A 20,127-nucleotide genomic window follows, 5' to 3' on the forward strand; every position below is an offset into this window, starting at 1 on the left:
GTCCGTGCCTGCGACGACCGCGCGCCAAGATCACTCATCTGGGCTGGCAGGCCTGCTGTTCACCGACCCGCACCACGCGGCGGCGTGGAGGCATGTCGTCGTACCTGCGGTGTCCGCGGCCGAGCTGCCGTCGAGCCCGCGCGACCTGGCCGTGGAGGTCGCGGGCGCGGGTCGCCTGTGGTCTCTCGAGGAGTGGCGCGAGGAGACCTCGTCGACGTCGCTGCTGGTCATCGAGGGCGGCGTGGTCGTGCACGAGTGGTACGCCAACGGGCTGGACGCCGGCACGCTCTTCCTCGGCGCCTCGATGACGAAGTCCGTGCTGGCGCACCTCATCGGCAGGGCAGTCCGGGACGGGGTGCTGGCTCTCGCCGACGAGGTGGTCGAGCTCGTCCCCGAGCTGGCCGGCACCGGCTACGACGGCACCACCGTGCTCGACGTGCTGACGATGACCAGTGGCGTCGACTGGGTCGAGGACCACCGCAACCCCGTCAGCCTGGCCTCGCGGTTGCTGCTCTGCTTCGCAGGCAGTGTGCCGTCTCGCGCGTTGCTCGGCGAGGTTCGCCCGGGCGCGACGCCCGGCACCCGCTGGTCCTACAACACCGCGGACTCCCAGGTGCTCGACTGGGTGCGCGAGCGCGCGACCGGGCTTACCTACGCCGACGACGTCGCCCGGCTGTGGGCCGCGCTCGGCTGCACCCACGACGCGGTCGTGGCGGTCGACGCCGACGGCGTGGCGCTGGCCGGTGGCGGCCTCGCCGCCACGTCGCGCGACTGGGCACGCGTGGCCCTGGTGATGGCGGACGGGCTGGTGGATGGGCTGATGGATGGGGACCTCGTGCTCGACCCCGACTGGGTCGAGGCGGCCGCCCGGCCGGCGTACTCCTTTCTCGGCGTCGGCCGCCTGCCGAGCACCATCACCTCGCACGCCGGCTTCGGCTACCACTGGTGGCCGATGGACGACGCCGGCCACCGGGTGACCGCCGACGGCAGTCGGGGTCAGTTCGCCGCCGCCGACCGAAGAACCGGCGCGGTCGTGGTGAAGACCTCGCAGTGGCCCTACGGCGACGCGTGGGTCGACCGCCAGGCCCGCGACCTCAGCTATCTCGGCCTCCACAGCCTGCTGGATTCCACACCACACACCCCTGACGAAGGAGCCTCGCTGTGACCCTGGGCATGAACAGAAACGTGATGATCACCTGCGCGCTGACCGGCGCCGGTGACACCGTCGGCCGCTCGGAGCACGTGCCGGTGACACCCGAGCAGATCGCCGAGTCCGGCATCGCGGCCGCGCGGGCCGGTGCGACGATCATCCACATCCACGTGCGCGATCCCGAGACCGGCAAGGGCTCTCGCGAGGTCGCCTACTACCGCGAGGTGGTCGAGCGCGTCCGGGCCGCCGACGTCGACGTCATCATCAACACCACTGCCGGGATGGGCGGCGACCTGGTGCTCGACCCCCACAACCCCACGACGTTCCTCGAGGGCACCGACCTGGTCAGCGGCGTCGACCGGCTGCCCCACGTCGAGGAGCTGCTGCCCGACATCTGCACCCTCGACTGCGGCAGCCTCAACTTCGGCGAGGGCAGCCTGGTCTACGTCAGCACCCCCGACATGCTGCGCGAGGGCGCCAAGAAGATCCAGGAGCTCGGCGTTCGCTGCGAGATGGAGATCTTCGACACCGGTCACCTCTGGTTCGCCAGGCAGCTGGTCGAGGAGGGGCTGATCGATGCCCCGGCGATGTACCAGCTCTGCATGGGCATCCCGTACGGCGCGCCGGCCGACCCGCTGACGCTCGCGGCCATGGTGGCTCAGCTTCCCCCGGACGCGGTGTGGGCGTCGTTCGCCCTCGGCCCGATGCAGATGCCCTGGGTCGCGCAGTCGGTACTGCTGGGCGGCCACGTGCGCGTGGGGCTGGAGGACAACCTCTACCTGAGCAAGGGCGTCAAAGCGACCAACGCCCAGCTCGTCGAGCGGGCCAAGACGATCGTGGAGAGCATGGGCGCCCACGTGGCCACCCCCGACGAGGGGCGCGAGATCCTCGCGCTGAAGAAGCGATGACCCCGCAGACGAGAGTCGCTCCCGAGGAGGTCCGCACGGTGACCTGCGTCGGCGCCGGTGTGATCGGCGGCGGCTGGGTGGCCTACTTCCTCGCGCGCGGCTACCGGGTGGTGGCCTGGGACCCGGCCGAGGACGCCGAGAGCCGGTTGCGGCACCTGGTGGAGGCGGCCTGGCCGGCCCTGACCGACCTCGGCCTCGCGGAGGGGGCGAGCCTGGACCGCCTCAGCGTCGAGCAGGACCTGGCAGCAGCCTGCGCGCAGGCGGACTTCGTGCAGGAGAGTGCGCCGGAGGACCTCGAGCTCAAGCGCAAGCTGCTCGCCGACATCGACGCGGCCACTCCCGAGCATGTCGTGATCTCGTCGTCGACATCGGGCTACGGCATGACCGAGATGCAGGTGCGCTGCGCCCATCCGGAGCGCACGGTGGTCGGCCACCCGTTCAACCCGCCGTACCTCATCCCGCTGGTGGAGGTCGTCGGCGGCGAGGCCACCTCGGCCGAGGTCGTCGACTGGACAGCCGACTTCTTCCGCCACGCCGGCAAGTCGGTGATCCGGATGGAGCGCGAGGTGCCCGGGTTCGTGGCCAACCGGCTGCAGGAGGCACTGTGGCGCGAGGCCTTGCACATGGTGGAGGCGGGGGAGGCGACCGTCGAGGAGATCGACCTGTCGATCACCGATGGTCCGGGTCTGCGCTGGGCGCTGCAGGGTCCGATGCTCACCTTCCACCTGGCCGGCGGCCAGGGCGGGATGGCCCACATGCTCGACCACTTCGGGCCGTCGCTGCTCTCTCCGTGGACCCGCCTGGAGGCTCCGGAGCTGACGCCGAAGCTGCGCGACGCGGTCGTCGACGGGTGCGAGCGGGAGGCCGCGGGCCGGTCCATCGACGAGCTCGTGGCCGAGCGGGACCGCGGCGTGATCGCGATCCTGCGGGCGCTGGGCCGTGCCTGACGCGCCGGGCGCGAGCCTCTCCATCTGGAGGGAGCCGGTCCGAGACGACTGGATCGACTACAACGGCCATCTCTCCGAGCCCTGGTACGTCCTGGTGATGGGCCACGCGACCGACGCCGTGATGGACGCGGTGGGGCTGGGCCCAGAGTATCAGGCGGCCCACGACTCGTCCCTCTACACCGTGGAGGCGCACGTGCGCTATCTCGATGAGATCCGCGCCGGGTTCGAGCTGGAGGTGCGCTCATCGATCATCGGGGTGGCGCCCAAGCTGCTGTGGATCTGGCACGAGCTGTGGGCCGACGGCCGCCTGCGGGCGACCGAGGAGATCCTCGGGGTGCACGTGACCGGCGGCTCCTCCTCGCGCCTGCCCGACGACGTACTCACCCGAGCCCGGTCCGCCTGCATCCCCCCACCCCCCGAGGCTGGCCGCCGTATCGGCCCGGTTCCCCCCTTGTAACGCGGGGTTATCCGTACCTCCCACGGGCCGCGACGCTTGGCAGGTGCCGATAACCCCGCGTTACAAGCGCGGCTCACACGCGGCCGGCGCGCATCTCCATCAGCCGCTCGAGGATGCGGGCGCCGTCCACGCGCAGGCCGTCGTGCTCGTACTCGTTGGTGACCCAGGTCCGGACGTTGCCGACGCGGCTGGCGGTGTCGAGCTGGAGACCGGAGTCGACGTACATGTCGTCGAAGTACACGATCGCGAGCACGGGTACGTCGTTGCGGGCCAGGCGATCCACGTCGTACAGCGGCCCCCAGTCCTCCGCGGAAGCGAGCAGGTCGGCCGCACCCCGGAACGGTCGCAGAGCCCGGATCTCCTCGAACATCCAGCTGAAGAACATCTCTCCGGTGAACAGCAGCGGTTCGTGGTCCTCGGCGAACTCCGGTCGCTTGGCCATCGCCCGCTCGGCCGCCCAGGCGCTCGCTCCCGAGCCGGGCTGCCCGTAGATGTACTCCTGCAGCGCGAACAGCGGGCCCTCGACGTGGCCCGTCACGAACTCGACACCGGCCAGGAACAGATCGGAGAGCTCCGCACCGTGCCAGGCCTCGTCGAAGAGCCAGTGCAGCCGGTCGTAGCCATCGGCCATCCCGAAGGACCCGCCGAGCAGCCGGAGGCGCCGCGCGGTCAGCCGGTCGCCGCCGGGTAGCTCGACGTGGTGCTCACGCAGGTGGTCGGCGATCCGCCGGACGCGCGCCACGTCCTCGGGGAAGCGACGGTGGTACTCGGCGTTCTTGGCCGCCACCCGCGGGTAGGTCCGCGCGTAGACATCGTCGGCGGTGGCGGTCAGCCCGGGGAGACCGCCGAAGACATAGCAGGCCTCCAGCGCCTGCGGGGCGGTCGACAGGTACGTCATTGTCACCCAGCCGCCATAGCTCTGCGCCACCGTCGACCACTTCTGGCCTCCCGCCAGCCGGTCACGAAGCACCTCGGCGTCGCGGACGATGCTGTCGGCGCGGTGCAGCCGCAAGTACGCCGCGATCTCCTCGTCGGACCAGCCCCTGACCCTCAGCCGGGTGAGCGGGGTGCTGCGACCTGTGCCGCGCTGGTCCAGCAGCAGCACCCGGTGTGTCTTGGTGGCGTGTGACAGCCAGCCACCGCCTCCGCTCGACGGTCGTGGCGACTTGCCGCCAGGCCCACCCTGGAGGAAGACCATCCACGGGAGGTCGTCGCCTTCCTTGCCGGTGGCCACGACCTCGCGGGCGAAGACCTCGATCGTGCGCCCGTCCTCCGGATGGGCGTGGTCGAGAGGTACGTCGACCACGTGGTCGGTGAGCACGAGGCCGGGGATGCGGGTCGGCGCCATGGGATGAGTCTGGCGTGACCTCAGTCGCCGCGAACACTGACCAGGAAGACCGGCAGCAGCGCCTGGGCGATCGGGCCGATCGTCACCGCGAAGAGAACGGTGCCGATGCCGAGCTGTCCACCGAGGGCCACGCCGACCAGTACCACGGTGACCTCGAGCGCGGTGCGCACGAGCCGCAGCGAGAGGCCCGTACGGCGGGCCAGGCCGGTCATCAGCCCGTCGCGGGGACCGCGGCCGAGCTGGGCTCCGATGTAGACCGCGGTGGCCAGGCCGCACAGCGCGATGCCGCCGAGCATCAGGCCGGCGCGAGGTACGAGGGAGGCGGGTTGGCTGAGTACGGCCAGGGTCGCGTCGGCCGACAGCCCGATCAGGAACGCGTTGGCCAGGGTGCCGATGCCGGGCGTCTCGCGAAGCGGGAGCCAGAACAGGAGGACGACGAAGCTGATCGCGATCACCGCCTGGCCGAAGGAGATCGACACGTGGCGGACGAAGCCGGAGGTCAGCACGTCCCACGGAGCGACGCCGAGCCCGCCGCGCACCATCATGGCGACGGAGACGCCGTACATCACCAGTCCGACCAGGAGCTGCACCAGTCGCCGAGTCAGGCGGCCTGCGCGCAGCTGGGCGAGAGGTCCGAGGTGGACGAGGGCGGGTGCTGCGGTGGACACAGGACAAGCGTGACGAAGATTGGCCTTTGAATCGATAGCCAATCGTGAAACAGTGGCCTGCATGGCGCAGACCACTTCCGGGCAGTCGATCTCGGCGGCCAGGGTGGCCGCTCTCGCCGAGGGCTTCCACCGCTCGCCCGCCTACGCCGGCCTGGCCGACGCCCTGATCGAGCTGGTAGGCGACGGCCGGATCGGTCTCGACGTCCGGCTGCCGAGCGAGCGCGACCTGACCGACTCGCTCGGCGTGTCTCGCACCACCGTCACACGGGCCTACGCCGTGCTGCGGGAGAGCGGCTACGCACAGGCGCGCCAGGGAGCCGGCACGTTCACCCGGGTGCCCGGTGGGCGTTCGCGGGTCCACGACCGGGCGCTGCTCCCCGGTCCCGACGATGGCGACGCCATCGACCTCAACTGCGCGGCGGCGTCCGCACCTCCGGGCATCGCGGCGGCCTATGCCGAGGCCGCCGTCGAGCTGCCCGCCTACCTCGGAGGTCACGGCTACTTCCCGGCCGGTCTGCCACGGCTGCAGGCAGCCATCGCGGCGACGTACGACGCGCGCGGGCTACCGACCGACCCGGGGCAGATCATGGTCACCCCGGGTGCTCTGACGGCGGCCTCGATCATCGCCCAGGCCTACACCGGCCCGCGCGACCGTGTCGTCGTCGAGTCGCCCGTCTACCCCAACGCCACGCAGGCGTTCCGCCAGAGCCGCGCCCGGATCAGCAGCGTGCCCGTCGACCCCGACGGGTGGGACCTCGATGCCATCGGCGCGACCCTTCAGCAGGTGCGGCCCACGCTCGCCTACCTCATCCCCGACTTCCAGAACCCCACCGGCCACCTGATGACCGAGGCCCAGCGCCGTGCCTACGCGCGGCACCTGCGCCGCGCCGGCTCCGTGGCCGTGGTCGACGAGGCCCATCAGGCACTGGCCCTCGACGGTCAGGAGATGCCGCCGCCGTTTGCTGCCTTCGACGACCGCACGATCACGATCGGCAGCGCCAGCAAGGTCTACTGGGGCGGTCTGCGGCTCGGCTGGATCCGGGCGCCGCGCGGCGAGATGGACCGGCTCACGAGGGCCCGGCTCGGTCTCGACCTGGGCGCGCCGGTGATGGAGCAGCTCGTGCTGGCCCGGCTCCTCGCCAACGGCGGAGCCGTCGCTGACCGGCAGCGCGAACGGCTCGGTGAGGGTCGTGACGCCTTGCTCGCCGCCATTGCCGAGCAGCTCCCCGACTGGCGGTTCCGGCGACCCACCGGCGGGCTCGCCGTGTGGTGCGAGCTGCCGGTCGCTCGCGCGACGTCGTTGGCCGCCGAGGCTGAGCGGCTCGGGGTCATCGTCGCCCCGGGCCCGGCGTTCGCGGCGGAGGGTGGCCTCGACAGGTTCGTGAGGATCCCGTGGACCCGACCCGTCCCCGAGCTGGAGGAGGCTGTCCGACGCCTCGCCCAGGCGTGGACGAAGGTCTCCGGGTCCGCCAGTGCGGTCACCCCGGCCTCATCCCGCGTGATGGTCGCCTGAGCCGACTCGCGGTCAGCGGCCCTTCCAGACCGGAGGTCGCTTCTCGGCGAAGGCGCGCGCACCTTCCTTCTCGTCCTCGGAGTCGTAGAGCGCCCGCACGGTGGGCAGCCGGCTGTGGGTGACCAGGTCCATGGCCTCGGCGAAGGGGAGCGCCTCGGCGACCCGAGCGACCTCCTTGATCGCGGCGAGGACGAGAGGAGGGCCAGCGGCGAGCAGGCGGGCGGTCTCCCAGGCCCGGGCGCGTACGGCGTCATCGTCCGGCAGTACCTCGTTGACCAGGCCCCAGCGGGCGGCCTCGGGCGCACCCATCCAGCGTCCGGTCAGGAGCAGGTCCATGGCCACGTGGTAGGGGATGCGCTTGGGCAGCTTGACGGTGGCGGCATCGGCCAGGGTGCCGGCGTTGATCTCGGGCAGTCCGAACTGCGTGCTCTCGGTGGCGTAGACGAGGTCGCACGACAGCGCCAGCTCGAAGCCACCGCCCATGGCCAGGCCGTGCACCGCGGCTATCACCGGCTTGTTGAGGTCGGGCAGCAGCTGCAGTCCGCCGAAGCCGCCGACGCCGTAGTCCCCGAGCACGTCGTCTCCCGCAGCTGCGGCCTTGAGGTCCCAGCCGGCGCTGAAGAACTTGTCTCCGGCGGTGCGCACGATCGCGACCCGCAGGGCAGGGTCGTCGCGGAAGCCCGCGAACACCTCTCCCATCTCGCGGCTGGTGGCCAGGTCGATGGCATTGGCCTTCGGCCGGTCGAGGGTGACCTCGAGGATCCCGTCTTCCTGGTGCAGATGGAGAGCCACCGACATCGACCTCACGCTCCGAGCGGCCGCAGCAGCGACCGCGAGATGATGTGGCGCTGGATCTCGGAGGTGCCGTCCCAGATCCGTTCGATGCGCGCGTCGCGCCAGATGCGCTCGAGGGGCAGCTCGTCCATCAGGCCCATGCCGCCATGAATCTGGATCGCCTCGTCGGCGACCATCGCCAGCACCTCGGTCGCCTTCAGCTTCGCCATCGCGATGTCGGCGTCGGAGGCGGCGCCCTGGTCGACCTTCCAGGCGGTGTAGAGCGTCAGCAGCTCGGCGGTGCGTAGCTCGGTCGCCATGTCGGCGAGCTTGAACCCGACGCCTTGGAACCTGCCGATCGGCTGACCGAACTGCACCCGGGTGGCGGCGTGGCCGACCGAAAGGTCCAGGGCCCGCTCCGCTCGGCCCAGACAGGTTGCTGCCACCTGGAGGCGCGTGGCCCCCAACCACGTGCCGGCGAGTGCGAAGCCCTCGCCCTCCTGGCCAAGGAGGGCGTCTCCGGACACCAGCACGTCGTCGAAGTCGATGATCGAGTTGGTGTACCCGCGGTGCGAGACGTTGCGGTAGCCGTCGTGGACGCGTACGCCGGGGGAGTCGAGGTCGACCAGGAAGATCGACATGGTGCCGCGTCCCCCTTCGTCGGTGCCGGTGCGGGCCAGCAGGATGACGAAGTCGGACTCCGCGGCGTGGCTGATGAAGTGCTTGGTGCCGCGGATGCGCCATCCGTCGCCCTCGCGTACTGCGCGGGTGCGGATCGCACGAACGTCGGAGCCGGCGTCGGGCTCGGTCATGGCCAGGCACTCGACGCGCTCCCCACGCACGACTGGGAGCAGGTAGCGCTCCCGCTGCTCGGCAGTGCCCGCGAGCAGGATGTTGGAGGGCCGGGCCACGCAGGTGTAGTGCAGCGCGTAGCTGGTCTTGCCGAGCTCCTTCTCGAACAGCACGAGCGTCACCGCGTCGAGTCCGGCGCCGCCCACGTCCTCTGGCATGTTGGCGGCGTAGATGCCGGCGGCCAGTGCCTTGGCCCGGACGCGGGACGCCAGCCCAGGATCCAGCGCACCGCTGCGCTCGACCTCCTGCTCATGGGGGTAGAGCTCGCGCTCGACGAAGGCCCGGGTCGTCTCGACGATGCTGCGCTGCTCGTCGGTCATCGCGAAGTCGAACACGGGCCCAGTATTCCGCTAGGCGGCCCGGGCGAGCGCCGGCTCGGGGTCGAGGGGGCGAAGGGGGACGACCGCGGCGAGGGGCCGGCGTCGGCGCTGACGCACAGTCGCGACCACCGAGTGCAACGCGACCGCCGACCACACCACGTTGGAGGCGACGCTCGGCCACGCGCCGTACGCCGCGCTGGCGGTGCCGCACAGGATGCCGCCGGCGATGTTGAGCAGCCCGTAGCGGAGGGAGCGGGCGTCCCAGTGGCCCTGGCTGAGCATCACGTAGGCGCCGATCGTCCCGATGGTGCCGATCCACCCCATGGCTGCCGCGATCATTTCCGTGTTCCTCGATGTCCGTCATACGCGGCCGACCGTCGGCCCGACCCGTCCATGGTGGAGGTCGAACAGCATTAGCACAATTGCAGTTTGATCAACCTCACGTTTAGCATCGCTTAAGTGCAGATCGACCCCCGCAGATTGCGGTTCCTGCTGGCGGTGGCCCGCTATGGCGGTGTGCTGGCCGCAGCCGACGAACTGGCTGTCACGGCCTCGGCGGTGTCGCAGCAGCTGGCCAGGCTCGAGAAGGAGACCGGGCACGTCTTGCTCCAACGCACGCAGACCGGGAGTGTGCTCACGCCGGCCGGGCTGGCGCTGGCCGAGGCGGCAGAGGACATCGAGCGCTCCCTCACCCTGGCCCGCTCGCGCCTCGAGCACGACGACGCCTCCGTCAGCGGCACGGTGCGGATCGGTGGCTTCCAGTCCTTCCTGGCCAGCGTGCTGGCACCTGCCCTGCCCGAGTGGCGACAACGTCATCCGGCGCTCCGCTTCGAGACGGTCGAGGCCGACGAGCCGGACCTGATGCGGGCACTGCGAGCCGGCGGGCTGGATGCGGCCGTCGTCGAGCTCGACGCGGGCGAGAGCTACACGCCGCCGCGAGGCACCACCGACGTACCCCTGCTCGACGAGCCGTGGAAGCTGGTGGTCCCCTCCGGAGCACTCCTGAGCCTCGACGTGGTCGACCTCAGCCGGCTGGGCATGCCCTGGCTCGGCCTGGACCCGGCCGCTGCGAGCGCGAAGGCCGTCCGGCGGGTGCGCCGCGAGCTGGGGGGCGAGGAGTCGACCCAGCACACCTTCCTCAGCTACCAGAACGCGCTGTCGCTGGTGGCCGCAGGCGAGGGCGTCACGCTGGCCCCCGCGCTGGCGCTGGAGTCGCTGCCGACCGACGGCGTCGACCTCCTCGACGTCCCCGGACTCGGCATGCGCCGCGTGGTGCTGCGCCACCTGTCCCGCACCCGGGCGGCGAGTCCCGCGCTCGCAGCCGCCACTGCTCTGGTCCGCGAGGCCTCGGCGGCCTTCTCCTATGAGTCGTCGGGCATGTGAGGGCCGGTGGCTACGACGCGTTTGGGAGCATGTGGTCATGGTGCAACCAGCTCGCCGTGACGTCGTCGTGCTCGGCTCGACGGGCTCGATCGGCACCCAGGCCCTCGATGTGTGCCGCGCCAACCCCGGCCGGTTCCGGGTCGTCGGGCTGACCGCCGGGGGCAGCAACCTCGAGCTGTTCCGCACCCAGGTGGAGGAGTGGTCGGCTGCCTACCCGATGCTCTTCCACGGCCTGGGTGAGTCGGCCTCGGTGGAAGCGGCCGCACTCTCGTGCGACGTGGTCCTCAACGGCATCACGGGTGCGGTCGGACTGCGCCCTACCGTGGCCGCCCTCGACGCCGGCAACACCTTGGCCCTGGCCAACAAGGAGTCGCTGATCATCGGCGGCCCGGTGGTCACCGGCCGCGCCAAACCCGGGCAGATCGTGCCCGTCGACTCCGAGCACTCGGCCCTCGCCCAGTGCCTGCGGGGCGGCTCCGCCGAGGAGGTACGCCGGCTGGTCCTGACGGCGAGCGGGGGACCGTTCCGGGGGCGTACGGCGGCCGAGCTGGCCGGCGTCACGGTCCAGCAGGCACTGGCCCATCCCACCTGGGACATGGGCCCGGTCGTCACCATCAACTCGGCGACCTTGGTCAACAAGGGCTTGGAGGTCATCGAGGCGCACCTGTTGTTCGACATCCCGTTCGACCGCATCGAGGTCGTGGTCCACCCCACGAGCGTGGTGCACTCGATGGTCGAGTTCGTCGACGGCTCGACCCTGCTGCAGGCGAGCCCGCCCACCATGCTGATCCCCATCGCGCTCGGCCTGGCGTGGCCGGACCGGGTGCGTGGCACTGCACCCGCGGTCGACTGGACCCGCCAGGAGACCTGGGAGTTCTTCCCGCTCGACGACGAGGCGTTCCCTGCGGTGTCGCTCGCCCGCCAGGCGGGCACTTCCGGAGGCACGGCGCCCGCCGTCTACAACGCCGCCAACGAGGTGGCGGTCGAGGCATTCCGCACAGGTGGCCTGGAGTTCCGGCGGATCGTGCCGACGATTGCCGACGTCCTGGCCGCCCACGACGTACGCTCAGGGGAGCAGCTCACCGTCGACGACGTGCTCGCCGCCGATGCCTGGGCCCGCGGCGAGGCGACTCGCCTGGTCGGAAGCTGACAACCGTGGACCCTGATGTGAGAGGCACCCCGAGACCCCGATGAGCGCTCTGCTGTACCTGCTCGGGGTGGTCATCTTCGTGACGGCCATCCTGGTCTCGATCGGTCTCCACGAGCTCGGTCACATGATCCCGGCCAAGAAGTTCGGCGGGAAGGTCACGCAGTACTTCATCGGCTTCGGCCCCACGGTGTGGAGCCGTCAGCGCGGCGAGACCGAGTACGGCATCAAGGCCGTGCCGCTCGGCGGCTACGTCAAGATCGTCGGCATGCTGCCGCCGTCGGCGCACGCGGTGGCCGACGAGGTCACCTTCGACGAGGACGGCAACACCGTCGTCAAGGTCCGCAAGTCCAACACCGGCATGTTCACCCAGCTCATCTCCGATGCCCGCGCCGCGGAGTGGGAGCACGTCAAGCCCGGTGACGCCGACCGGCTCTTCTACAAGCTCGCCTGGTGGAAGAAGGTCGTGGTGATGGCCGGCGGTCCGACCGTCAACCTGCTGATCGCCTTCGTCATCTTCTGGGGGGTCTTCGCGACCTACGGCGACCGGTCCTACGAGCCCAACGCCGGCCAGCCAGTCGTCGAGACGGTGTCGCAGTGCCTGGTGCCCTACGGCGAGGAGAGCCGGCCCTGTCGGCCGGCGGACCCCCCGACCCCGGCTGTCGAGGCAGGCCTGCTTCCGGGCGACGTCATCGTGTCGTTCAACGGCACCGAGGTCACCGGCTGGGACCAGCTGCGTGGGCTGATCCGCCACAACTCCGGCGGCAAGGCGGTGATCGGCTTCGAGCGCGACGGGCAGCTGCTGACCGGGACGACCAGCACCAGCGTCCAGCTGCGACCGACCTCCGACACGGACCTGACGCTGAAGGCGGTCGGTTTCCTCGGCGTCACCGCTGAGGGCCACGAGGTCGTCGTCCACGGGGGCCCCGTCTACACCGTCGAGCAGATGGCCTGGATGACCGGCAGCACCGTCAAGGCCCTGGTCCACCTGCCCGGCAAGGTGTGGGGTGTCGCGAAGGCGATCGTCGGCGTCGAGAAGCGCGCTCCCGACAGTCCCGTCAGCATCGTCGGCGGTGGTCGGATCGCAGGCGAGACCGCAGCTCACGACGCCTTCCCGCTCGGCGAGAAGATCGTGTTCCTGCTCATGCTGGTGGCCGGCTTCAACCTCTTCATCGGCCTGTTCAACTTCATCCCCTTGCTCCCGCTCGACGGCGGCCACATCGCCGGGGCGCTGTGGGAGGCTGGGCGGCGAGGACTGGCTCGCATCTCCGGCCGTCCTGACCCCGGCTACGTCGACGTCGCCAAGCTGCTCCCGGTCGCCTACGCCGTCGCGGCGGTGCTCCTGGTGATGGGTGTCGTGCTGATCGTCGGCGACCTGGTGGTCCCGATCCACCTCGAGGGCTGAGTGAGGGTGCGCGTGCTCAAGCTTCGGCGCGCGGCAGAGATGTTGGTGGCTCGCCGAGTCGTGGAGCCAACCCACCCGTCGGTAGCCTGAAGCCCGTGACTTCGATCAGCCTGGGGATGCCCGAGGCGCCGCCACCGGTGCTGGCTCCCCGCCGCAAGACCCGTCAGATCCAGGTCGGCAAGGTCGGGGTGGGCAGCGACCACCCGATCTCGGTGCAGTCGATGACCACGACGCTGACCTCCGACGTCAACGCCACGCTCCAGCAGATCGCCGAGCTGACCGCCACCGGCTGCGACATCGTGCGCGTGGCCTGCCCGTCCCAAGACGACGCCGACGCGCTCCCCGAGATCGCGCAGCACTCGCAGATCCCCGTGATCGCCGACATCCACTTCCAGCCGAAGTACGTCTTCGCGGCGATCGACGCCGGCTGCGCCGCCGTCCGCGTCAACCCCGGCAACATCCGCAAGTTCGACGACCAGGTCAAGGAGATCGCCAGGGCCGCCAAGGACCGCGGCACCTCGATCCGGATCGGGGTCAACGCCGGCAGCCTCGACAAGCGCATCCTCGACAAGTACGGCAAGGCGACCCCCGAGGCCCTCGTCGAGAGCGCGGTGTGGGAGGCGAGCCTCTTCGAGGAGCACGACTTCCACGACTTCAAGATCTCCGTCAAGCACAACGACCCCGTCGTGATGGTGCGCGCCTACGAGCTGCTGGCCGCTGCTGGTGACTGGCCGCTGCACCTCGGCGTCACCGAGGCCGGGCCCGCCTTCCAGGGCACGATCAAGTCATCTGTCGCCTTCGGGGCCCTGCTCAGCAAGGGCATCGGCGACACCATCCGCGTCTCGCTGTCCGCCCCTCCGGTCGAGGAGGTCAAGGTGGGTCTGCAGATCCTGGAGTCGCTCAACCTCAAGCCGCGCCGCCTCGAGATCGTGTCGTGCCCGTCGTGCGGGCGGGCCCAGGTCGACGTCTACAAGCTGGCCGAGGAGGTCACCGCCGGCCTCGACGGGCTCGAGGTGCCGCTGCGGGTGGCCGTGATGGGCTGCGTGGTCAACGGTCCCGGCGAGGCGCGCGAGGCCGATCTGGGCGTAGCATCCGGCAACGGCAAGGGCCAGATCTTCGTCAAGGGCGAGGTCATCAAGACCGTGCCCGAGTCGCAGATCGTCGAGACGCTCATCGAGGAAGCGATGCGGATCGCCGAGGAGATGGAGCCTGTCGCGGGCGCGGGAGCCAGCGTCACCGTGTCCTGAGCGCTCGCCGGGTTCTGAGACGGGCGTGACCGCCCTCCTCGACCGGCGGTGGCGTCACTCCTCGTCGAGCTCGGCGTTGTCGATGACGCCGTCGACCCGCACGGCCTCGAGGTAGCTCTTGCTCTGCTCGGCGGCCGCGGCCACCTCGGCGACGAAGTCGTCGACCGACTCCGGATCCTCCAGGCGTACGTCGCCCGCGCCCGCCAGCACCTCGGACAGGTCGTCGTACGACTCGGGTGCCAGGATGCGGAGCCGACTGAACGCCTGGCGCAGCTCCTCGGACAGCACGGCCGGGGTGCCCATCTCCTTCTGGAACTGCACCCAGTGCTTGCGGTTGCCCTCGTCGATGGCCAGCTGGAGAGGCATGTCGTAGGGATGCAGGCCGTACATCAGCGACTCGAGGCCAGCCCACTGCGCGCCGTACGCCTCGATCGCCTCGCCACAGTCCTCGACAGTGGCCGAGGTCTCGAGCTCGAGGCCGTGCTGGTACATCTCGTCCCAGCGGGCGACCAGCTCGCGCGCGGAGCCTTCGGGGTTGCCGTTCTCGCCGTGCAGCGCCTTCAGGTCCTGCCACTGTTGCCTGCACTGCTTCGTGGACGTCGCGGACGGTGTCGCGGGCGGCTCCGATGTCTGGTCCCCACACCCGGCCAGGGCGAGGAGCACCACCACCACGAACGGGAACCGACGGCTGCGCATCGCCCCGACAATAGGCTCCTGCCATGACGCGGGTGGTGGTGATCGGCCTGGGAGGCATGGGCAGCGCCGCCGCAGCCCACCTCGCGCGTCGCGGCGCCGACGTCATCGGCGTCGAGCAGTTCACCCCGGCCCACGACCGGGGGTCGAGCCACGGTGACTCGCGGGTGATCCGGCAGGCGTACTTCGAGCACCCGTCGTACGTGCCGTTGCTGCGGTCCGCCTACGACCTGTGGGCCGACCTCGAGCGCGACGACCCTGGCATCTTCCGGCTCACCGGCGGGCTGATGCTGGGCCACCCGGACGCCGAGGTCGTGGCGGGGTCGATGGCCAGTGCGCGTGAGCACGACCTGCCCCACGAGGTGCTGGACGCCGGTGAGATCAGGAACCGTTTCCCCAACTTCGCACCGCGCGACGACGAGGTCGGTCTCTACGAGGCCAGCAGCGGCTACGTACGCCCCGAGCGAACGGTGCGTGAGCACGTACGCCGAGCCGTCGCCGCCGGTGCCGACCTGCGGTTCGAGGAGGTGGCTCTCTCCTGGGAGGCGGATACCTCGGGCGTGCGGGTCTACACGGCCGGCGGCGCCATCGAGGCCGAGCGACTGGTCATCGCCCCGGGGGCGTGGGCGCCACGGCTGCTCGCCGACCTAGGTGTACCGATGGTGGTCACCCGCCAGCTGGTCTGCTGGTTTCGACCCTCGGGAGACCTCGCCTCCTACCAGGTCGGACGCCAGCCGATCTTCATCGGGGAGCGACCGCCGTTGCACCCCTACGGCTTCCCGGTGCTCGAGGGGCAGGACGCGAAGGACGGGCTGAAGGTAGGGCTGCACCACCACGGCGAGGTCATCGACCCCGACACCCTCGACCACCGCGTCTCAGCCGACGAGGTCGCCGTGATGGCCGAGGCGATCAACGAGCTGGTGCCGACGATGGCCGGAAGGTTCGTGCGGGGGCTGGCCTGCCTCTACACCACGACGCCCGACCAGCACTTCGTCGTCGGCACCCACCCCGGCCACGACAACGTGGTCGTGGCATGCGGCTTCTCCGGTCACGGCTTCAAGTTCGTGCCGGTGCTGGGGGAGATCCTCGCCGACCTCGCGCTCGACGGCTCGACAGCGCACCCGATCGGACTGTTCGACCCGGCGCGGTTCGGCCGGGCATCGCGCTAGTCGGTGGCGGTGCGGCGGGGGATCACCAGCACCGTCAACACGATCACCACGGCGGCCACGGCCGAGGCGACGAAGACGTCGTGGATCGCCGGCGCGAGCACCGACGCGGGCAGGTGCTCGAGGTCCTCGTGGGCGTCGCCGACCCGTGAGGTGACGGCGGCGTTGGCGATCGCACCGAACACCGCGACACCGACCGCGCTGCCGACCGAGCGCGCGAACAGGTTGGTGCCGGTGACGACGCCTCGCGTCGTCCAGTCGGCGGCCTGCTGGGCCGCGATCAGCACGGGGGACGCGGTGAAGCCCATCCCCACGCCGATCACCCAGCAGGCGATGGCGATCCGCCACACCGAGCTGTCCTCGCCGACCGTCAGCAGCAGTGCCGAGCCCAGGATCGCGAAGGCGGAACCGAGCAGTGCGCAGTCCCGGAAGCCCACGCGCAGGTAGACGCGCCCCGACAGCGAGGCCGCGATCGGCCACCCCAGCGTGAGCGCGGCCACCGCGAAGCCCGCCACGACCGCACCGTGGCCCAGCACGCCCTGCGCGAACAGCGGCACGTAGCCGGTCAGGCCGATCAGGATGACGCCGACGCACAGCGAGGTGGCGTTGGCGCCGATCAGGACTCGTTCGCGGAACACCCACAACGGGAGCACGGGCTCGGCGGCGCGCGACTCGACGTAGGCGAAGACCACGAGCAGCACGACGGCCGAGGCGAGTACGACGATGCTGGCCGGCGAGCTCCAGGCCCAGGCCACGCCGCCCTCGAGCAGACCGAGGATCAGCAGGGATCCGCCGACCGCGAGCAGTCCGGCCCCGGCGTAGTCGATGCGGTGTCGGGTGCGCTGGACGGACTCGTGGAAGCTGCGCTGCAGCACGGTCATGGCCGCGATGGCGATGGGGATGTTGACGAAGAAGATCCAGCGCCACGAGATGTAGTCGGAGAAGACGCCGCCCAGCGTGGGGCCGACGACCGACGACGCGGCCCACACCCCGGCGACGTAACCGGTGATCTTGGCCCTCTCGGCGACCGAGTAGACGTCGCCGATGATCGTCTGACCCATCGGCAGCACGGCGCCAGCCCCCAGCCCCTGCAGCGCCCGGAACACGATGAGCGAGGTCATGCTCCACGCGAAGCCGCACAGCACCGAGGCGACCAGGAAGATGGAGATACCCAGCAGCATCATCGGCTTGCGCCCGACGAGGTCCGCGAACTTGCCGTAGAGCGGCACGCACACCGCCTGGGCCAGCAGGTAGATCGAGAACAGCCAGGGGAACTGCGAGAACCCGCCCAGCTCGCCGACGACCGAGGGCACCGCTGTGGCCAAGATGGTCGAGTCGATCGCGACGAGACCGGTCGCGAGCATCACCGACAGCAGGATCGGACCACGCTCGGAGCGCAGGCCCACGTCAGACCTGCGGATGGGTGCCCGGGTCGCGTCTGCCACGTTCGGCGGCAACCGAAGGCCGTCTCCGCTTGTTCCCGGCTGTCTCACAGACCGGCCAGGACCTCGCGCAGGAACACTCCCTCTCGAGCGTCGTCGTAGGTGAAGTCGGACTGGTACCACTCGACCGAGAAGCCGCCCGACTCCCGCTTGGGCACGTCGGGGCGGCACAGCACGAGGTCCAGCCGATGGCCGAGGACCGATGAGATCAGGTACTCGTTGCTGGCCGTGTAGGACTCCGAGCCCACTAGGACCACGTGCTTGGGCCCTCCGGCGAACGCGATCTGGAACATCCCGCTGCCGGCGAATCCGGCGATCACGTCGGCCTCACGCACCATCCGCACCTGGTCGGGCAATGAGTGGTCCTCGGGGAAGACGACCGTGAACCCGTAGGCCTCGAACAGCGCCTCGACCTCCTGGGCGTTGTGGCAGTTGCGCTTGCCAGGGCGTCGCGAGCAGAAGATCCGCACAGGAGCAGGGGTCTGGGAGGTGGCGCGCGAGGCCAGGCTCGTGCCGATCTGGGCGTAGGTCGTCGCGATCGCCGGGTGCACGTAGGCGGGCATGCCGAACATCGGCGACGAGGCGACCAGCAGTCGCACCCGCGTGGGCTCGTGCGCGACGACGACGCGCGAGGCCTCGACGCCACCTGCTGCCAGGAGGTCGTACTCCCAGCCGGCCAGGTCCTCACCCGGCTCGGCGAAGATCAGTGCCGAGAGGTCCGGGTGCAGCTCGAGGGCTGCGCGCCAGCCCCAGAAGTGCCCCAGCTGATCGGTGAGGGCGTGCCCGAAGTGGCCCCGCACATAGGTGTCGAGCAGGTACGCCGGTCCCTCGAGCGCAGCCGAGGGCGCTTCGGGCCGGAGCACGAACCGTGGCGCCCACTCGGCGAAGGCCACGTTGCGCAGGCGCCGCTTGAACGGGTGGCGGTAGCTCTCCGGGAGCACGAACCCGTCGCCGTACGCCGCCTGGCGCCCCAGGCAGATCGCGTCGGCGTACTCGCGCAGCGACATCGCAGGAGCGTCGTACGCGGCAGGGAGGTCGATCGGCGCGCTCGACCTGACCGCGCAGCGCGAGGAGAAGCGCAGGCCGGGGATGGTCGTCAGCGTGCGTCCCGCCTCCGGTCTCGCCGCCAAGAACCGGTCGCCGTCCTCCTCCGGAACCTTGGCCAGTGTCTCGACATCGCTGGTTGCACGCAGCCAGCCGTCACTGACGTGGACGTCATGGGTCGAGGCGGCGAGTGCGGCCAGGTCTCGCTCGGCGTTGTCGCGCAGGTCGCGGCCGGGGGTGGGGGCAGCTGCCCCGGCCTGCTGCGCGGCGCGGATCTCGGCCAAGGACGCGCCGAGCTGGGTTGCCTCGTCGGGGACGCGGACCGCGACCTGGCCGCCGCACCGGACGTGGTGGAGCAGGTTGGGCCAGCGCCGCGCGGCCCCCTTGCCGCCGGCCACGTCGAGGACCAGGTCCCACGGCCGGCCCGCGGTCAGCGCCAGGTGGACCGAGCTCATCTCCTCGTCTAGGTCGAACGCCGAGACGATGGCGTCGGGCAGGGCCTGGCCGAGACGAGCCACCAGGTCGGGATGCGCACCTCGGGCCACGACGGCCACCGCGGGTGAGCGCACGCCTGCGACCGCCGCTCGGGCGATGTCGACCGGTGTCGTCGGGGAGCCCACTCGACTCAGCCTAGGGAACCCCAGGTCGAAGTAGGCTCACGCCCGTGCGGACGACCACGCGGTCAGGGGTGCGCCCCCTCGGCGCCTCCGATCTCGCGGAGTTCCTCGCGCTGACCGACCGAGACCCGACGGTCAACGTGTTCGCCGCCCACCGTGCCCGTCAGACCCGCCTGGAGCCCCGGCTGCTCGGCGGCGAGGTGTGGGGCCGGTTCGTCGAGGGTGAGCTGGTCTCCGCGTGCCACGTCGGCGCCAACCTGGTCCCGGTCGAGGCAGGGCCCGAGGACACGGCCGTGTTTGCCGAGCGTCTGCTGGGCCGAGGACGCACGGTGTCGACCGTGGTCGGCCCGGAGCAGGCCGTCCGCTCGTTGTGGAGCCATCTCGAGGCGCCGTGGGGGCCGCCCAGGGAGACGCGCTGGTGCCAGCCGCACCTGGTCGCGTCGGGCCCTCCACTCGTCGAGCCGGACCCTTTGGTGCGTCCGAGTCGCGCCGAGGACTTCGCGGCTCTCTACCCGGCATGCGTGGCGATGTACACCGAGGAGCTGGGGGTCTCACCTGAGCTCGGTGGCGCCGCCGACGGCTACCGCGCGCGGGTGCGCCAGCTCATCCAGTTCGGGTGGTCGTTCGCCCGCTACGAGGCGGGGCGCGTGGTCTTCAAGGCGGAGGTCGCCTTCGCCACGCCCACCAACGCTCAGGTCCAAGGCGTCTGGGTCACTCCCGAGCGCCGCGGCGAGGGACTCGCGGTCGGCGGCATGGCAGCCGTCGTCGCCCTTGTCAGGTCACGCATCTCCCCGGTCGTCTCCCTCTACGTCAACGACTGGAACCAGCCCGCCCGCCGCGCCTACGACCGGGTCGGCTTCGAGCAGACTGCGACGTTCAGCACGGTCATGTACTGAACGGACGGATCTTGGTGTCGTGGCTCGCTCGGCTCGCACCTCAACCGGCGCCTCGTCGGTTGGTTGAGGAGGTCGCGCAGCGACCGTCTCGGCTCGCACCTCAACCGGCGACTCGTCGGTTGGTTGAGGAGGTCGCGCAGCGACCGTCTC

Annotated in this window: 19 protein-coding genes; 11 read left to right on the forward strand and 8 right to left on the reverse strand. The window is 70.8% G+C overall.

Features of this window, described 5'->3' with window-relative positions; genetic code table 11:
• Positions 1 to 4 precede the first annotated feature (4 nt).
• Genes ISU10_RS20065 through ISU10_RS20080 form a run of 4 tightly spaced genes read left to right on the forward strand, consistent with a single transcriptional unit; the run spans position 5 to position 3,462 of the window.
• Entirely contained in the window at positions 5 to 1,165 is a 1,161-nt protein-coding gene (locus tag ISU10_RS20065) for a serine hydrolase domain-containing protein (protein WP_194698222.1), read from the forward strand.
• A gap of 8 nt (positions 1,166 to 1,173) precedes the next feature.
• On the forward strand, positions 1,174 to 2,058 hold the full coding sequence (locus ISU10_RS20070; protein ID WP_194698223.1) for a beta-keto acid cleavage family enzyme: 885 nt from the start codon (positions 1,174 to 1,176) through the stop codon (positions 2,056 to 2,058).
• A complete protein-coding gene (locus ISU10_RS20075) occupies positions 2,055 to 3,005 on the forward strand; it encodes a 3-hydroxyacyl-CoA dehydrogenase NAD-binding domain-containing protein (RefSeq protein WP_194698224.1) in 951 nt (316 codons plus the stop codon). The genes ISU10_RS20070 and ISU10_RS20075 overlap by 4 nt, the downstream gene beginning before the upstream one ends.
• Positions 2,998 to 3,462, forward strand: a complete 465-nt coding sequence (locus ISU10_RS20080) for a thioesterase family protein (protein ID WP_194698225.1) — start codon at positions 2,998 to 3,000, stop codon at positions 3,460 to 3,462. Before ISU10_RS20075 ends, ISU10_RS20080 begins: the two co-directional genes overlap by 8 nt.
• Positions 3,463 to 3,535: 73 nt before the next feature.
• Here ISU10_RS20080 and ISU10_RS20085 read toward each other — a convergent pair whose 3' ends face one another.
• Positions 3,536 to 4,810: an alpha/beta fold hydrolase gene (locus tag ISU10_RS20085; protein ID WP_194698226.1), complete on the reverse strand. Its 1,275-nt coding sequence runs from the start codon at positions 4,808 to 4,810 to the stop codon at positions 3,536 to 3,538.
• 20 nt (positions 4,811 to 4,830) lie between these two features.
• Positions 4,831 to 5,478, reverse strand: a complete 648-nt coding sequence (gene yczE, locus ISU10_RS20090) for a membrane protein YczE (protein WP_194698227.1) — start codon at positions 5,476 to 5,478, stop codon at positions 4,831 to 4,833.
• A 61-nt stretch (positions 5,479 to 5,539) separates the two neighbouring features.
• On the opposite strand from yczE, the gene yczR reads away from it, so the two are divergent.
• Positions 5,540 to 6,991, forward strand: a complete 1,452-nt coding sequence (gene yczR, locus ISU10_RS20095) for a MocR-like transcription factor YczR (protein ID WP_194698228.1) — start codon at positions 5,540 to 5,542, stop codon at positions 6,989 to 6,991.
• A 12-nt stretch (positions 6,992 to 7,003) separates the two neighbouring features.
• Here yczR and ISU10_RS20100 read toward each other — a convergent pair whose 3' ends face one another.
• Genes ISU10_RS20100 through ISU10_RS20110 form a run of 3 tightly spaced genes read right to left on the reverse strand, consistent with a single transcriptional unit; the run spans position 7,004 to position 9,276 of the window.
• Positions 7,004 to 7,789: an enoyl-CoA hydratase-related protein gene (locus tag ISU10_RS20100; protein ID WP_194698229.1), complete on the reverse strand. Its 786-nt coding sequence runs from the start codon at positions 7,787 to 7,789 to the stop codon at positions 7,004 to 7,006.
• Between the two features lie 5 nt (positions 7,790 to 7,794).
• Positions 7,795 to 8,952 carry an acyl-CoA dehydrogenase family protein gene (locus tag ISU10_RS20105; protein WP_370865748.1) on the reverse strand — a complete coding sequence of 386 codons (1,158 nt, stop codon included), beginning with the start codon at positions 8,950 to 8,952 and terminating at the stop codon, positions 7,795 to 7,797.
• A gap of 15 nt (positions 8,953 to 8,967) precedes the next feature.
• The gene (locus tag ISU10_RS20110; protein ID WP_194698230.1) at positions 8,968 to 9,276 is read right to left on the reverse strand and encodes a CBU_0592 family membrane protein; all 309 of its coding nucleotides are present in this window, start codon (positions 9,274 to 9,276) and stop codon (positions 8,968 to 8,970) included.
• A gap of 120 nt (positions 9,277 to 9,396) precedes the next feature.
• Here ISU10_RS20110 and ISU10_RS20115 point away from each other — a divergent pair, with 120 nt between their 5' ends.
• The 4 genes from ISU10_RS20115 (at position 9,397) to ispG (ending at position 14,119) form a co-directional block, all read left to right on the forward strand.
• Complete coding sequence (locus ISU10_RS20115) at positions 9,397 to 10,320, forward strand: LysR family transcriptional regulator (protein WP_194698231.1); 924 nt, start codon at positions 9,397 to 9,399, stop codon at positions 10,318 to 10,320.
• 37 nt (positions 10,321 to 10,357) lie between these two features.
• On the forward strand, positions 10,358 to 11,470 hold the full coding sequence (locus ISU10_RS20120) for a 1-deoxy-D-xylulose-5-phosphate reductoisomerase (protein ID WP_194698232.1): 1,113 nt from the start codon (positions 10,358 to 10,360) through the stop codon (positions 11,468 to 11,470).
• Between the two features lie 40 nt (positions 11,471 to 11,510).
• Positions 11,511 to 12,872 carry a M50 family metallopeptidase gene (locus ISU10_RS20125; protein WP_306442233.1) on the forward strand — a complete coding sequence of 454 codons (1,362 nt, stop codon included), beginning with the start codon at positions 11,511 to 11,513 and terminating at the stop codon, positions 12,870 to 12,872.
• Positions 12,873 to 12,988: 116 nt separating this feature from the next.
• On the forward strand, positions 12,989 to 14,119 hold the full coding sequence (gene ispG / locus ISU10_RS20130; RefSeq protein WP_194698240.1) for a flavodoxin-dependent (E)-4-hydroxy-3-methylbut-2-enyl-diphosphate synthase: 1,131 nt from the start codon (positions 12,989 to 12,991) through the stop codon (positions 14,117 to 14,119).
• Positions 14,120 to 14,173: 54 nt separating this feature from the next.
• Here the strand turns inward: ispG and ISU10_RS20135 are convergent, their stop codons facing one another.
• Positions 14,174 to 14,815, reverse strand: coding sequence for a hypothetical protein (locus tag ISU10_RS20135; RefSeq protein ID WP_194698233.1), 642 nt, complete (start codon positions 14,813 to 14,815; stop codon positions 14,174 to 14,176).
• Positions 14,816 to 14,838: 23 nt separating this feature from the next.
• Between ISU10_RS20135 and solA the strand changes: the two genes are divergently transcribed.
• Entirely contained in the window at positions 14,839 to 15,981 is a 1,143-nt protein-coding gene (gene solA, locus ISU10_RS20140) for an N-methyl-L-tryptophan oxidase (protein WP_194698234.1), read from the forward strand.
• On the opposite strand, the gene ISU10_RS20145 is transcribed toward solA, so the two are convergent.
• Both ISU10_RS20145 and ISU10_RS23325 read right to left on the reverse strand, forming a co-directional pair.
• Positions 15,978 to 17,423, reverse strand: a complete 1,446-nt coding sequence (locus ISU10_RS20145) for an MDR family MFS transporter (protein WP_370865749.1) — start codon at positions 17,421 to 17,423, stop codon at positions 15,978 to 15,980. The two genes, solA and ISU10_RS20145, sit on opposite strands and share 4 nt — an antisense overlap.
• A gap of 44 nt (positions 17,424 to 17,467) precedes the next feature.
• Positions 17,468 to 19,084, reverse strand: coding sequence for a glycosyltransferase family 61 protein (locus ISU10_RS23325; RefSeq protein ID WP_194698235.1), 1,617 nt, complete (start codon positions 19,082 to 19,084; stop codon positions 17,468 to 17,470).
• A gap of 44 nt (positions 19,085 to 19,128) precedes the next feature.
• On the opposite strand from ISU10_RS23325, the gene ISU10_RS20155 reads away from it, so the two are divergent.
• Positions 19,129 to 19,977 (forward strand): GNAT family N-acetyltransferase, encoded by an 849-nt coding sequence (locus tag ISU10_RS20155; RefSeq protein WP_194698236.1) that lies wholly within the window; start codon positions 19,129 to 19,131, stop codon positions 19,975 to 19,977.
• Positions 19,978 to 20,127 lie beyond the last annotated feature (150 nt).

The organism is Nocardioides agariphilus (genome assembly GCF_015352445.1).
Taxonomy (GTDB): Bacteria; Actinomycetota; Actinomycetes; order Propionibacteriales; family Nocardioidaceae; genus Nocardioides; species Nocardioides agariphilus.